The organism is Streptomyces sp. NPDC002232 (genome assembly GCF_042890295.1).
In the GTDB taxonomy this organism is placed as follows: domain Bacteria; phylum Actinomycetota; class Actinomycetes; order Streptomycetales; family Streptomycetaceae; genus Streptomyces.
In genome coordinates this window covers 293,330-306,773 of record NZ_JBIARV010000004.1, presented here as the reverse complement: position 1 = coordinate 306,773, position 13,444 = coordinate 293,330, and the positions used below count along the sequence as shown (strand labels likewise).

Annotated in this window: 11 protein-coding genes; 5 read left to right on the top strand and 6 right to left on the bottom strand. The window is 73.9% G+C overall.

The window, feature by feature from the left end; all coding sequences use genetic code 11:
• Positions 1-66 precede the first annotated feature (66 nt).
• Both ACFYXU_RS19385 and ACFYXU_RS19380 read left to right on the top strand, forming a co-directional pair.
• Positions 67-879 carry an SDR family NAD(P)-dependent oxidoreductase gene (locus ACFYXU_RS19385; protein ID WP_376517111.1) on the top strand — a complete coding sequence of 271 codons (813 nt, stop codon included), beginning with the start codon at positions 67-69 and terminating at the stop codon, positions 877-879.
• Between the two features lie 565 nt (positions 880-1,444).
• Positions 1,445-5,746, top strand: a complete 4,302-nt coding sequence (locus ACFYXU_RS19380; RefSeq protein ID WP_389458803.1) for a molybdopterin-dependent oxidoreductase — start codon at positions 1,445-1,447, stop codon at positions 5,744-5,746.
• 40 nt (positions 5,747-5,786) lie between these two features.
• Here ACFYXU_RS19380 and ACFYXU_RS19375 read toward each other — a convergent pair whose 3' ends face one another.
• A complete protein-coding gene (locus tag ACFYXU_RS19375) occupies positions 5,787-6,479 on the bottom strand; it encodes a M24 family metallopeptidase (RefSeq protein WP_389405982.1) in 693 nt (230 codons plus the stop codon).
• Positions 6,480-6,576: 97 nt separating this feature from the next.
• The gene (locus tag ACFYXU_RS19370; protein ID WP_389405983.1) at positions 6,577-7,233 is read right to left on the bottom strand and encodes a molybdopterin-dependent oxidoreductase; all 657 of its coding nucleotides are present in this window, start codon (positions 7,231-7,233) and stop codon (positions 6,577-6,579) included.
• Positions 7,234-7,539: 306 nt separating this feature from the next.
• On the opposite strand from ACFYXU_RS19370, the gene ACFYXU_RS19365 reads away from it, so the two are divergent.
• From ACFYXU_RS19365 to ACFYXU_RS19355, 3 genes are read left to right on the top strand one after another with little or no spacing between them, the layout of a single operon-like run.
• The gene (locus ACFYXU_RS19365; RefSeq protein ID WP_389458801.1) at positions 7,540-8,316 is read left to right on the top strand and encodes a class I SAM-dependent methyltransferase; all 777 of its coding nucleotides are present in this window, start codon (positions 7,540-7,542) and stop codon (positions 8,314-8,316) included.
• 19 nt (positions 8,317-8,335) lie between these two features.
• Positions 8,336-9,040 (top strand): M24 family metallopeptidase, encoded by a 705-nt coding sequence (locus tag ACFYXU_RS19360; protein WP_389458799.1) that lies wholly within the window; start codon positions 8,336-8,338, stop codon positions 9,038-9,040.
• A gap of 43 nt (positions 9,041-9,083) precedes the next feature.
• Complete coding sequence (locus tag ACFYXU_RS19355; protein ID WP_376517098.1) at positions 9,084-9,350, top strand: hypothetical protein; 267 nt, start codon at positions 9,084-9,086, stop codon at positions 9,348-9,350.
• A gap of 7 nt (positions 9,351-9,357) precedes the next feature.
• On the opposite strand, the gene ACFYXU_RS19350 is transcribed toward ACFYXU_RS19355, so the two are convergent.
• The 4 genes from ACFYXU_RS19350 to ACFYXU_RS19335 form a co-directional block, all read right to left on the bottom strand.
• The gene (locus ACFYXU_RS19350) at positions 9,358-10,734 is read right to left on the bottom strand and encodes a nucleobase:cation symporter-2 family protein (protein ID WP_389458797.1); all 1,377 of its coding nucleotides are present in this window, start codon (positions 10,732-10,734) and stop codon (positions 9,358-9,360) included.
• A gap of 742 nt (positions 10,735-11,476) precedes the next feature.
• Positions 11,477-11,917, bottom strand: a complete 441-nt coding sequence (locus ACFYXU_RS19345) for a VOC family protein (RefSeq protein ID WP_361391363.1) — start codon at positions 11,915-11,917, stop codon at positions 11,477-11,479.
• Between the two features lie 143 nt (positions 11,918-12,060).
• Positions 12,061-12,597 (bottom strand): GNAT family N-acetyltransferase, encoded by a 537-nt coding sequence (locus tag ACFYXU_RS19340; RefSeq protein ID WP_389458794.1) that lies wholly within the window; start codon positions 12,595-12,597, stop codon positions 12,061-12,063.
• 94 nt (positions 12,598-12,691) lie between these two features.
• Positions 12,692-13,180, bottom strand: coding sequence for a MarR family winged helix-turn-helix transcriptional regulator (locus ACFYXU_RS19335; RefSeq protein WP_389458792.1), 489 nt, complete (start codon positions 13,178-13,180; stop codon positions 12,692-12,694).
• Between the last annotated feature and the right edge of the window lie 264 nt (positions 13,181-13,444).

Below are 13,444 nucleotides of genomic sequence, written 5' to 3'. Positions count from 1 at the left end.
GCGGAGTCACGTGCCTAAGATCGACAGGACGGTGGACGGGGTACGAGACACGGGAGGGAAGCGGACATGGCGGACGAGCGCGTGTACCTGGTGACCGGGGGCGGAACGGGGATCGGGGCGGCGACCGCGCACTCCCTGGCCGAGGCGGGCCACAAGGTCGCGGTGTCCGGGCGGCGCCCCGAGCCGCTGCGGCTCGTCGCCGAGGAGACCGGCGCCCTCGCCGTGCCGTCGGACATCGGGGACCCGGCGGCGGTGGCCGCGCTCGTCGAGACGGTGGTCGGCGCGTACGGGCGGCTCGACGGTCTGGTGCTCAACGCGGGCATCGGGCGGGGCGGCGGGGTCGGTGACGTCACCCTGGAGGACTGGGACGACGTGATGCGGACCAACCTCACCGGCCCGTTCCTGCTGCTGCGCGCCGCCCTCCCGCACCTGCTCGACGCCCGAGGCGCGGTGGTCGCGGTGGCCTCGGTGTCCGCCCTGCGCAACGGCGTCGGGAACGCCGCGTACGCCACCTCCAAAGCCGCGCTGCTGCAACTGTGCCGCTCGCTCGCGGTCGACTACGGGAGCGCCGGGCTGCGCGCCAACACGGTGTGCCCCAGCTGGGTGCGCACCGACATGGCCGACCGCCGGATGAACCGGTTCGCCGAGGAGGCGGGTCTGGAGGGGAACGGTCTGGAAGCGGCGTACGACGAGGTGACCCGGGTCCTGCCCGCCGGGCGGCCCGGTGACCCGCGGGAGGTCGCGGAGGCCATCGCCTGGCTGCTGTCGCCCGCCGCCTCCTTCGTGAACGGTGCGGTGCTCACCGTCGACGGCGGCGCGACCGCCCTGGATCCGGGGACCCTCGGCTTCGATTTCCGTCTGGAGCCACGGAACCGGTGAAGGAGGCGGAACCGCCTGTGGAGGCGGGAGCGGGCGATCCCGCTCCCCCGGCCTCGCGCGGCGCCTCCGCCGCCCCGCCGTTCCACGACGACGGGTCCGCTCGCCGCCGAGCCCGGGTCGCATATGCCAGGCCCGGTTCGTGCACGACTCTGGCGCACCCGGCCGGCCCGGTGGCAAGGTGAACCGCAAGCGGCCCCTCCGCACCGCTCACCCCGCGGTCCGGCCGTCGGCCGTGCTCCGCGTCCCCGTGGGAGCCCTGGCCGCGCCCGCCTCCCGGCTCCCCACGGGAGGCCACAGGCGCGCGGTGCGTGCGACCGTCGTCGCGGTCCACCGCGTGGCCCACCCCGAGCGCTCCGTCCCCCCGCACCCGCACGGCCCGAGCGCTCCTCCCCCTCACCCGCGCGGCCCGGGAGCCGGTCCCGCGCGGTGCTCACGGTGGCCTCCCCGTCGTGGTGCGGACGGCGTAACCCGCTGCGTGAGGGAGGCGTGATCATCAGGAAACCGGCCCTCCCTACCCTGGAGCCGTGGGAATCGCCCACCTGTTCGTCGAGGGGGAGGGGTGCCGGTGGCGTCGCCGGACTCAGGGACCGAGGCCGCGCGGACGGTCTGCTCGTACTGCGGGGTCGGCTGCGGGATCGTTCTCGACGTCACCCGGGACCCCGCCACCGGCCTGCGGCGCGCCGTGAGGGCCTCGGGCGACAGGAGCCATCCGACCAACTCCGGCCGGCTCTGCACCAAGGGCTCCACGAGCGCGGACATGCTGGCGGCCACCGGGCGCGCCACGGCCGCGCTGGTCCGCGCGGAGCGGGGCGGCGAGGCGGTCGCGTCCGACGTCGACACCGCCGTCACCGAGGTCGCCCGGCGGCTGCGCGCGATCCTCGACGAGCACGGTCCCGACGCCCTGTCCTTCTACGTGTCCGGGCAGATGTCGCTGGAGGCGCAGTACCTGGCGAACAAGCTGGCCAAGGGCTTCGTCCGCACGCACCAGATCGAGTCGAACTCCCGGCTGTGCATGGCGTCCGCCGGATCCGGCTACAAGCTGTCGCTGGGGGCGGACGGTCCCCCGGGCTCGTACCAGGACTTCGACCGGGCCGACGCGTTCTTCGTCATCGGCGCCAACATGGCCGACTGCCACCCGATCCTCTTCCTGCGGATGATGGACCGGGTGCGGTCGGCCGGGGCGAAGCTGATCGTCGTCGATCCCCGGCGCAGCGCCACCGCCGACAAGGCCGACCTGTTCCTCCAGATCAAGCCGGGTACGGACCTCGCCCTGCTCAACGGCCTGTTGCACCTGCTCGTGGAGGACGGGCACGTCGACGAGGCGTTCGTCGCCGAGTTCACCGAGGGGTGGGAGGCCATGCCCGCCTTCCTCGCCGACTACGCGCCGGCCGAGGTGGCCCGGATCACCGGCCTCCCCGAGGCGGACATCCGCCGGGCCGCGCGGTGGATCGGCGAGGCCGGCGAGTGGATGAGCTGCTGGACCATGGGGCTCAACCAGTCCACGCACGGCACCTGGAACACCAACGCGCTCGTCAACCTCCACCTCGCCACCGGCGCCCTGTGCCGCCCCGGGTCCGGGCCCTTCTCGCTGACCGGCCAGCCCAACGCCATGGGCGGGCGGGAGATGGGCTACATGGGTCCCGGCCTCCCCGGGCAGCGGTCGGTCCTCGTCGACGCCGACCGTGCCTTCGTCGAGGACCTGTGGCGGATCCCCGAGGGATCGCTGCGGACCGAGGTCGGGCGCGGCACCGTCGAGATGTTCGAACGGATGGCGGCCGGGGAGATCAAGGCCTGCTGGATCATCTGCACGAATCCCGTCGCCTCCGTCGCCAACCGCAGGACCGTGATCACCGCCCTGGAGGCAGCGGAACTCGTCGTCACCCAGGACGTGTTCGCCGAGACCGAGACCAACGCGTACGCGGACGTCGTGCTGCCCGCCACGCTCTGGGCGGAGTCCGACGGCGTCATGGTCAACTCCGAACGGAACCTCACCCTGGTCCAGGGCGTGGTCGACCCGCCCGGCCAGGCCCTCCCCGACTGGCGGCTCATCGCCCGCGTCGCCTGCGAGATGGGCTTCGCCGAGGGCTTCACGTACGCCTCCGCCGAGGAGGTCTTCGAGGAGCTGAAGCAGGCCTGGAACCCCGCGACCGGCTGGGACCTGCGCGGCGTCGACTACGCGCGGCTGCGCGCCACCCCCGTCCAGTGGCCGGCCCCGGACGCCGACGGCCCCGACCGGAACCCGATCCGCTACGTGAACGACGGTGTGAGTCAGTCGCTCCTGGAACGGGAGGACGGCACCCGGCCCCGGCTCGCCTTCCCGACGCCGAGCGGCCGCGCCCGTTTCTTCGCCCGCCCGCACCTCCCCCCGGCCGAACTCCCGGACGACGACTATCCGTTCGTCCTGAACACGGGGCGCGTCCCGCACCAGTGGCACACGATGACCAGGACCGGGAAGGTCGCCAGGCTCGCGAAGCTCGGCCCCGGCCCCTTCGTCGAGGTCCACCCCGAGGACGCGGCCGCGCTCGGCGTCGGCGAGGGCGACAGCGTGGAGATGGCCTCGCGGCGCGGTCGCGCCGTCCTGCCCGCGGTGGTGACCGACCGGGTCCGGCCCGGGAACTGCTTCGCGCCCTTCCACTGGAACGACCTGTTCGGCGAGTACCTCAGCGTCAACGCCGTCACGAACGACGCCGTCGACCCGCTCTCCTTCCAGCCGGAGTTCAAGGCGTGCGCGGTGACCCTCGCGAGGACGGCCGCGCCTATACGTGTCGCACTCCCGGAGCCGCGGTCCTCCGGAGAGCCGCTGCCCACGGCGCCGCCGCCTGCCCCGGACGGAGACGGCGCACGCGGCGGAGACCTCGCGGACGGCGTGCCCGACGGGGGCCTCGCGCCCGACCGGGACCCCGTACCCGGCGGCGACCCCGTCCCCGCGCTCGCCCGCCTCTTCGGCGTCGCCGACCTCGTCCCCCCGCCCTTCACCGAGCCCGAGCGCCGCTACCTCGCCGGATTCCTGTCCGGGCTCGCCGGAGCCTCCGCCGACGGCCGGGTCCCCGTCCTCCCGGCGTCCGCGCCCTTCGCGCCGGAGCACGGTCTGTGGGTCGACGGGGTCCTCGCCGGGGCGTACTCCCGCACGGCCTCCCCACCGGATCCGGCCCCGTCCGTCGCGGCGTCGGCATCCGCAGCGGCACCCCCCGGTGGCGGGTCTCGGACCGCCCCCGCACGGCGGCTGCTGGTCCTCTGGGCCTCCCAGACCGGGACCGCCGAGGACTTCGCCGCCGTGCTCACCGACCGGCTGACCGAGGCCGGGCACGCACCGGCCCTCGTCCCCATGGAGAGCGTCGATCCCGGGGAGGTGGGCCCCGACACCGACCTGCTGGTCGTGACGAGCACGTACGGGGACGGGGACGCCCCGGACAACGGCGCCTCCTTCTGGCAGCGGCTCGCGTCCCCCGAGGCACCGCGCCTGGACGGCGTCCGGTACTCCGTCCTGGCCTTCGGCGACTCCGGCTACGGCGACTTCTGCGGCCACGGGCGGCGGGTCGACGAGCGCCTCGCCGCACTCGGCGCCACCCGCCTGCACCCCCGTACCGATTGCGAACCCGACCACGAGGACAGCTCCGAGGCCTGGTTCACCGCGCTCCTTCCCCTCCTCTCGGCCCGTCCGCCGGAGCCGCCCCCCGCCGCGGCCCCCGGCCCCGCCCGTTCCGGCCCCGCCGGTTCCAGGGAGGCGGCGGTCCCCAGCTCCGGGCCGTACACGAAGGCCTCGCCGTTCCCCACGCTCCTCGTCGGCAACCGCCTGCTCAGCCTGCCCGGCTCCGAGAAGGAGGTGCGCCAGTTCGCCTTCGACACCCGCGGCGGCGAGCTCGCGTACGAGGCGGGTGACGCGCTCGGCGTCTGGCCGGCCAACAGCACCGACCTGGTCGCCGAGTGGCTGGCCCTGACCGGACTCCACCCCCACGAGCCGGTCGACGTCGGCTCCCCCGGTCCGCTCCCACTGGCCGAGGCCCTGCGGACCCGCTTCGACATCACCCGCCTCACGCCCGACCTGCTGAGGTTCGTGGCCGAGCGCACCGGCAGCGTCGACCTCGGGCGGCTGCTCCGCCCCGGGAACAAGGACGAGCTGGCGAAGTGGAGTTGGGGCCGGCAGATGGCCGACGTGATCGGCGGCTTCCCGGTACGCGCCTCAGCGGCCGAGTGGACCGGCGTCCTCAAACGGCTCCAGCCGCGCCTGTACTCGATCTCCTCCAGCCCGCTCGCCCACCCGGGCGAGGTCCGGCTCACCGTCTCCGTCGTCCGCTACACGAACGGCCTCGGGCGGGACCGCACCGGCGTCTGCTCCGCCCATCTCGCCGACCACGCCGACGACGGGCCCGTCCAGGTCTTCGTGCGGCCTTCCCCGCACTTCCGTCCGCCGGCCGACGCCGCCGCACCCATGATCATGGTCGGTCCCGGCACGGGCGTGGCGCCCTTCGTCGGCTTCCTCGAGGACCGCCTGGCCCGGGGCCACACCGGCCGCAACTGGCTGTTCTTCGGCGAGCAGCGCGAGGCGACCGACTTCTACCACCGCGAGGACCTGGAGGCCCATGTCGCCTCCGGTCACCTCGACCGGCTCGACGTCGCCTTCTCCCGCGACCGGCGCAACAAGGTGTACGTCCAGGACCGGATGCGGGAGCACGGCTCCGCCGTGTGGTCCTGGCTCCGGGACGGCGCCCACTTCTACGTGTGCGGCGACGCCACCCGCATGGCGAAGGACGTCGACCGGACGCTGCGCGAGATCGTCGCCCGGCACGGGAGGATGAGCGGCGAGGAGGCCGACGCCTTCGTCGAGCGGATGGCGGCCGAGAAGCGGTACGTCCGCGACGTCTACTGATGCCGGGCGCGCACGGGCGGCGGGTGTGTCACCTCGTCCGTCACGCGAGGTCGAGCAGCTGCTCGTAGAAGCCGCCGAACCCCTTCTCCCGGTCGACGAAGTGCAGTTCGAGGATCCAGTGGCAGGGGCGGCCGGACCGGTCGGTGCGGCGCAGCGTCGTGGTGTTCTCGGGCGTGATGTACGACTGCGCCTTCTCGCCGTCGTTGGTCTCGTGCGGGAACTCCCCCACCAGGTGGCCGGCGTGCCAGATGCCGATGTCCCAGCCGGCCTCGGCGGCCAGTCGCTCGACCTCGGCGTACAGCTGCGCTCCGGTGATGTTCCCGTCGGCCCGGAAGGCGGCCCGGCCGGCGTCGAAGACGCGCGGCAGGTCGGTCAGGAGGCGCTGCTTGTCCGGGTCGTCGCCGAAGACGTAGGTGCGGCCGAAGTCCGCCTCGTACTCCTCGAAGATCGGGCCGAAGTCGGCGAAGGCGACGTCGTCCTCGCCGATGACGCGGTCCGGCGGGTTGTCCCGGTAGGGCAGCAGGGTGTTGGGGCCGGAGCGGATGATCCGCTTGTGCCAGTGCTTGGTGGTCCCGAACAGGTCGTTCGCCAGGTCACGGATCGCGTCGCTCACCTCGCGCTCGCCCCGGCCCGGAGCCACCAGCCCGCGCTTCTCGATCTCGGCGAAGAGCTCGATCGCCTTCTCCTGCGCGCCGATCAGGCCCGCCACCCGCTCGCTCTCGTCGAACGCCACCGTGAACCACTCCCCGTACACACCCTCGCCAGGTCTCGATCGGGATCAGCATGGCACAGGGCGGCGCGGCGCCCCGGCGAGCCCGGCCCCGGACTCCTCAGGCCGGGGGGCCGTCCGGCGGGTGGTCGTCCTCCTGGTACGAGTAGCGCTGCTCGGTCCACGGATCGGCGGTGTTGTGGAAGCCCCGCTCCTCCCAGAAGCCGCGCCGGTCCCGGGTCATGTACTCGATGCCGCGCAGCCACTTGGGCCCCTTGTAGCCGTAGAGGTGCGGCACGACCAGGCGCAGGGGGAAGCCGTGCTCGACGGTGAGGGGTTCGCCGTCGTGGTGGGTGGCCATGAGCGTGCGGTCGGCGGTGAGGTCGGACAGCCGGAGATTGGCGCTGTAGCCGTACTCGGCCCAGGCCATGACGTGGGTGACGTCCGGGGCGGGCGGTGCGAGGTCCAGGAGGACCGAGGCCGGCACGCCGAAGAACTCGTGCCCGCGGGTCGTGGTGCCCGAGGCGCAGTGGAGGTCCGTGGTGATCGTGGTCCCGGGGAGGGCCATGACCTCGTCGAAGGTCCAGGAGTACTTCCCTCCCGTCGCGGTCGCGCCGAAGACCTGGAGGCTCCAGCGGTCGGCGCGGAACCGGGGCACGGGGCCGTAGTGGGACACCGGCCACCCCCGGGCCTCGCGCTGCCCCGGAGGGAGGGCGTCACCGTGCACGCCGCACCTGGCCCGTCCGGGACGCGCGACCGCGCCGCCGTGGAGACGCATCCGCGAGATGCACCGCGCCTCTCAGCTTGCAGGTGTGATCCATGAGGGCATTCTGCCCTCTCGGGTGCCCCGCACGCCCCCGCCACCCGGAGTCCGCGCCTCCCGATCGTCGGCACATCATCCAAGTCGCATCTGTGGCGCTCACGGGCGATCGGATAGGCATGTGCCAGCCGTCTTACGGAACGACCCTGGCGGATGCAAAATGCTTCCGTGGGGGTTGACCTCGGCCCTCCGCGCCCGCAGGTCGGCACCCCCGGTGACGGCGGGCCGCCCCCGTCCCTGCTCACAAGGCGAGGTAGAGCCCCCATGCACGCACGCACCCAGGACGCCGGTGCCGGAGACGTCGCCCACGGCGCCGTCGGCTCCGGACACGCCGCGCACCGCGGGCCCGACGGCCGCGTCGCCCAGGCCATCGCCGAGGCGCTCGGCGGAGCACGGACCGTGATCAACGTCGGCGCCGGCGCCGGGTCCTACGAGTCCGCCGCCCGGGCCGTGACGGCCGTCGAGCCGTCCGAGTCGATGCGGGCCCGGCGCCCGGTCCGGCTGACGGCCGCCATCGACGCCGTCGCGGAGGACCTGCCGTTCCCGGACGACGCGTTCGAGGGGGCCATGACGCTGTTCAGCGTCCACCAGTGGAGCGACGTCGCGGCGGGCCTGCGGGAGATGCGCCGCGTCACCCACGGGCCGGTCGTCGTCCTGACCTGCGACCCCCGGCTCGTACGGGACTTCTGGCTGTACGCGTACGCCCCCGAGGTCCTGGACACCGAGGCCCGCCGCCATCCGCCGGTCGAGGCCATGGCGGCCGCCCTCGGCGGGACCGTGACGACCCGTCGCGTCCCCATCCCCCTCGACTGCACCGACAACTTCAACGAGGCCTACTACGGGCGGCCCGAGATGCTCCTCGACCCGGCGGCCCGCCAGGCCTGCTCGGCATGGAGCTTCATCGACGACGGGGCACGCGAGCGCTTCGACCGGATGCTCAGCCGCGATCTGGAGTCCGGGGCCTGGGACGAGCGCTTCGGACACCTGCGGACGCAGGCCACCTACGAAGGGTCCCTCGTCATCGTGCGGGCGACCCCGTGAAGGAAGAGAGCAGGGCACCATGGGAGCACCCGACCGGATGGACGAGAGGCTGCGCACGCTGAGCCTCGTCGAGGCGCAGCGCAGGGCCGAAGCCCTCTTCGCCGAGGTCGAGGCCCGGGGGCTGGTCGCTCCCGGCACCGGCGAGCAGGAGGCCGACGACCGGATCCGGGACCTCTCCCACACGATGTTCGGGACCGCGCGGCACGGACGGCGGCGCCTCGTCCGCTCCGGCCCGCACACGCTGCTCCCGTACGAGCCGGGCCTGCCGGACCGGACCATCGGCCGCGACGACCTCGCCGTCCTCGTCCTCGGCCCGGTCTTCGACGCGTACGAGGTCGACTTCTGCCGCACCCTGGTCCTCGGGGCCGACCCGGTCAGGAGGCGCCTGGGCGACGACCTCGCCTCGGTGTTCGCCGCCGGGCGGGACGCCTTCCGGGCCGACCCGGACATCACGGGGCGGCAGTTGTACGCGGAGGTCGAGCGCCGCGCCGCCGACGCCGGATGGGTCCTGGCGAGCCGGAGCGCGGGCCGTCTGGTCGGAGGCGCCCCGTACGAGCACGCCGACGGTGCCTCGCCGGAGGCGTACATCGCTCCGGAGAACGACCGCCCGCTGCGCCGTGCCGACGGCGCCGGCTGGCGCTGCCGCTGGATCCTGGAGGTTCGTCTCACCGATGGGAAGGGCCGTTTCGGCGGGCTCCGCGCGCAGCTTCTCGACCTGACGTGAAGGCGGCGCCCGCCCCGCCGTCGGGCGCCGGTACGGTCGGCGCATGGACAGCAGCCGACAGCCGACGCCCGACGAGATCGAGGAGCGGTTCGCCGCGCTCGTGGAGGGTCGTCTGACCCGGGACGAGGCCGACCGCTGGGCCGGGCGGTGGGTGGCCGCCGACGGACTCGTCTGGGACGAGGTCTCCTGGTGGGCGCTGGGCCTCCTCCACGGAGTCGACCTTCCCGCGGACGCGAGCGGCGCCTCCGTGCACGACGACGAGCAGCTCCGCGCGTGGCTCGCGGAGCTGAGGGACCGCCGGACGGCGTGACGCGCCGTCAGTGCACCGGCTGCGGGGCCGCCTCCGCGGGTGCCGGGTCGGGGGTCCTGCCCAGGTGGTTGAAGGCCAGGTTGAGGAGAACGGCGACGACGCAGCCCGTGCTGATCCCGGAGTCGAGGATGATGCGCAGGCTCTCGGGGAAGGCGTGGTAGAAGTCCGGGGCGGCCATGGGGATGATGCCGGCGCCGAGCGAGACGGCCACGACGAGGACGTTGTCGCCGCGCTCCAGGGAGGCCTTGGAGAGGGTCTGCACGCCGCTCGCGGCGATGGTGCCGAAGAGCGTGATGCCCACGCCGCCCAGGACGGGCTGGGGAATCAGCGCGACGAGCGAGGCGAGCATGGGGCAGAGCCCGAGCAGCACGAGGATGCCGCCCGCCGCCGCGACGACGTATCGGCTGCGGATCTTCGTGAGGGCGACCAGGCCGACGTTCTGGGCGAAGGCGCTGGCCGCGAACGCGTTGAAGAGGGGACTCAGGGCGGTGCCGAGGCCGTCGGCGCGCAGTGCGGCGGCCAGGGTCTTCTCGTCGGCGGGACGCCCGACGATCTCACCGAGGGCCAGCACGTCGGCGGTCGACTCGGTCATGATCACGAGCATCACGACGCACATCGAGATGATCGCGGCGGCGGTGAACTGCGGGGCGCCGAAGTGGAAGGGCGTGGGGAATCCCACGAGGTCGGCGTCGGTGACGCCGCTGAAGTCGGCCACGCCGAGCGGCAGGGAGAGCAGGGTGCCGGCGATGAGCCCGAAGAGGATGGACAGCTGCTTGAGGAAACCGCGCAGCACCCGCCGCAGGACGACCGTGATCAGCAGGCTCGCGGCGGCGAGGCCTATGTGGGTGAGGCTCCCGTAGTCGTCGGCCTTCCGGTTGCCGCCCTGGGCCCAGTTGAAGGCGACGGGCAGCAGCGAGACCCCGATGAGGGTGATGACGGTGCCGGTGACGATCGGCGGGAAGAACCGGACCAGCTTGCAGAACCAGGGGGCCAGCAGGAAGCCGAGGACTCCCGCGACCAGGACGGCACCGTAGATGACGGGCAGGGCGTCCTCGGGGCTCTGCGCCTTCGCGATCGCCAGCATGGGGGCGACGCCGGCGAAGGAGACGCCGTTCACGAAGGGCAGACGGGACCCGATGTTCCAGAATCCGAGGGTCTGGAGCAGCGTGGCGATGCCGGAGGCGAAGAGGCTCGCGCTCATGAGGAACGCGATGTCGGCGGTGGGCAGGCCCACGCCGATGCCCACGACGAGGGGCGGGGCCACCACGCCCGCGTACATGGCCGCCACGTGCTGGAGCCCGGCGCCGATCAGTCTGCCCGGGGGCAGGGTCTGATCGACGGGGTGTACGGCCGCCTCGCGTTCGGGGGTCCGGGGTTCGTTCATGGTCGCGTCACTCCTGGGCTGGGCATGACCGGAGGCGCGGCCGGCCCCGTCCGCGCGGGCTCGGCCGAGCGCGCGCGGGAGGTACCGGCCGCGCGGCTCGCGGTCGGAGGTGAGGTGCACGGGCACGGCTGCGGGCGCGTGGGAGCGGCCGGGCGTGCCGGTGGGGGTCCGTGGCTCGGCGGCGCGGGGGGAGCGCGGGGCGTCGGCGCGGATCCCTCTCCGGAGGCCCCGGCGGGGCCTGATGCGGCGGGAGTCCGGCGTACGCCGGTGGCGTGGATCGGCGGCCGGGACGGGGATGGTGTCGCGGGCCGTGCCGATCGACCGGAGATGCCGCACCGCCGTGGTGTCCACGCGATCGGGGGCGGCTCCGGTCTCACCGAGCCGGCTCAGTCCCTCACGGTTTCAGGCTTCTGTCAAGGACACCCGGTCCCGGCCGGGTTCGGGGGTTCTCGCAGGTCGGGCGGGGCGGGGCGGGGCGGTCCGGGTGGGGTCCCCGGCCGCGACCACCAGAACGGGCGGACAGCGCGGGCGTTCTTTCATCGGATCGTACGAAGCGCGGGACGAGCCGTCTCTGCGATCTTGAACGGGTCACCGCTGCACGGGAGGGGGCAGGCGGCGGGCCCCCGCCTGCCCCCTTCTCGGCTCAGCCGCTCGGCCGGCCCGGCTCAGCTGGTCGGCCAGACCCCGGCTCAGTTCAGTTACCCGGCCGGTCCGACTCAGTTCAGCTGGTCGGCCACCCGGCTCAGCTCAGTTGCTCGGCCAGCCCGACGATGATCCCGCTCGGTCCGCGGAGGTAGCACAGGAGGTAGCTGTCCTCGAACCGCATCACCTCGCCGACGAGTTCGGCGCCGTGCGGCCGGAGGCGGGCGAGGGTGTCCTCGATGTCGTCCACGGCGAACATGACGCGGTGCAGGCCCAGGGTGTTCGCCGGGGTGGTGGCCGGCTCGGGGGTGATCGCCTCCGGGGCGTGGTACTGGGCCAGTTCGAGGCGGCCTGGGGCGTCCGGGATGCGCATCATCGCGATCTCGCACCGCATGCCGTCGAGGCCGACGACCCTTCCCGCCCAGCTTCCCTCGATCGGGGCCCTGCCCTCCAGCTCCATGCCGAGCTCGGTGAAGAAGGCGACGGCGGCGTCGAGGTCGCCGACGACGATGCCGACGTTGTCCATGCGCTGAATCGTCATGTCCCGAGCATAGGGACCGGATCCGTCGCCGTCGGCCCGACCGGCCGTCCCACGGCGCGCCGTGCTCCGGCCCGGCGGCCGGAGGCGGCCGGTGGGGACGTCCACGCGCCGTCGGTGCCCCGGGCCACCGGACGCGGCTCGCGTCACATGGGCGGCGAGTACAGCCGTACCGTGTCCGAGACCGGGCGGGCGTCGTCGTGCAGGGGCGTCGTCATGGTGCGCAGGGGCATGGTCACCAGGCGGCCTCCGGGCTGCTCGACGAGGACCTCCTCTTCGAGCAGGTGCCATCCCAGGCGCCGGTAGAGCGGCACGAGGGGAGGGCGGCAGAAGAGCAGGGCGTGCCGGGGGCCCAGGGTGCGGGCGTGCGCCAGGGCGGCGCCGACGACGAGCCGGGCCAGGCCCTTTCCCTGCTGGGCGGGCGCGACGGCGACTCCGCCGACCCCGACCACCTCCGTCCTGGTGCCGCCGATCGCGACGGGCAGGCGCAGGAGCCCGGTGTGCGCCACGAGGCGGCCGTCGTGCCGGATGCCGAAGTGCTCCTCCTTCGGAAGCCAGGTCAGCCCCGTCGAGGCGACGCCGAAGGGATCGTCGCCCGTGCCGAGGATCTCTTGCTGGTCCGTCTTCGTGTACGCGGCGAGCCGCACCACGGGGGGTGTCACGGGGGTTCGGTGGTCGGACATCCCCCCATCATGATCGCCCGACGGGTACGGGCCAAGGGGGTGCCGGTGGACGAACCGGTCGGCCGCCCGCCTCCGTCGGGGCCCGGCAGGACACCTACTGGGTGGCGTCCTCGACGTTGGCGACCATCGTGCGCAGCACCTTGAGCGCGGCCACGTACTCCTCGTCCGTGATGCCCCGGTGCACCACGGCACGCGTCTCGGTCACCAGCTCGCGGATCCGGACCCGGGCGGCCACCCCGGCATCCGTGAGGCGCAGGCGGTCGTCCTCGTCGACGCGGAGCCAGGCACGGTGGAGGAGCTGGTCGACGACGCGGGCGATGTCGTGCGGCCCGTCGGCGAGCGGCGTCAGCTGCGCGACCGCCTCCTCACGGGTCGGCGGCACGGGCCCGCCGTTCACGCGGTTGAGCACCCAGTACTGCGGCTGCGTGACGTCGACCCTGGCCAGGGCGTCGCGCAGATGCCGGGTGACGGTCGCGTGGGCCAGGCCCGTCCAGTAGCCGACGGGCTGTGTCGCGAGCTGCTCGTCGGAGGCGGAGGGGTCGGCCGGGGCCTGGTCGGTGCGGGTTCCGGTGCGCGATTCCATGATCGCGACGCTACGCGCCGCCGACGCGTCCTCGCCACCCCGCCCCGGGCCGCCCCGGGCCGCCACGGGCGGGCCGGCTACCCGTCATACCTGAGAGCTACCCAGGGGTTTGGCTCTCGGGCGGGACGACGACCGGAGGGTGCGCTGTCTAGGTTCGGGAGCGGATCGCATCCCGGTACGGAAGGACCCCCATGGCACGCCTCCCGCGCGGCCCCCGCCGCGCCCCCGCTCACGGGCGGCTCCGCCGTGGGCCGCTCGGGGCCC

Coding starts and splice junctions, on each gene's coding strand:
- ACFYXU_RS19355 (WP_376517098.1), top strand. CDS start 9,084: ATGGACAGCAGCCGACAGCCGACGCCCGACGAGATCGAGGAGCGGTTC.
- ACFYXU_RS19340 (WP_389458794.1), bottom strand. CDS start 12,597: ATGTCCGACCACCGAACCCCCGTGACACCCCCCGTGGTGCGGCTCGCC.
- ACFYXU_RS19370 (WP_389405983.1), bottom strand. CDS start 7,233: ATGCGTCTCCACGGCGGCGCGGTCGCGCGTCCCGGACGGGCCAGGTGC.
- ACFYXU_RS19360 (WP_389458799.1), top strand. CDS start 8,336: ATGGGAGCACCCGACCGGATGGACGAGAGGCTGCGCACGCTGAGCCTC.
- ACFYXU_RS19345 (WP_361391363.1), bottom strand. CDS start 11,917: ATGACGATTCAGCGCATGGACAACGTCGGCATCGTCGTCGGCGACCTC.
- ACFYXU_RS19365 (WP_389458801.1), top strand. CDS start 7,540: ATGCACGCACGCACCCAGGACGCCGGTGCCGGAGACGTCGCCCACGGC.
- ACFYXU_RS19350 (WP_389458797.1), bottom strand. CDS start 10,734: ATGAACGAACCCCGGACCCCCGAACGCGAGGCGGCCGTACACCCCGTC.
- ACFYXU_RS19335 (WP_389458792.1), bottom strand. CDS start 13,180: ATGGAATCGCGCACCGGAACCCGCACCGACCAGGCCCCGGCCGACCCC.
- ACFYXU_RS19385 (WP_376517111.1), top strand. CDS start 67: ATGGCGGACGAGCGCGTGTACCTGGTGACCGGGGGCGGAACGGGGATC.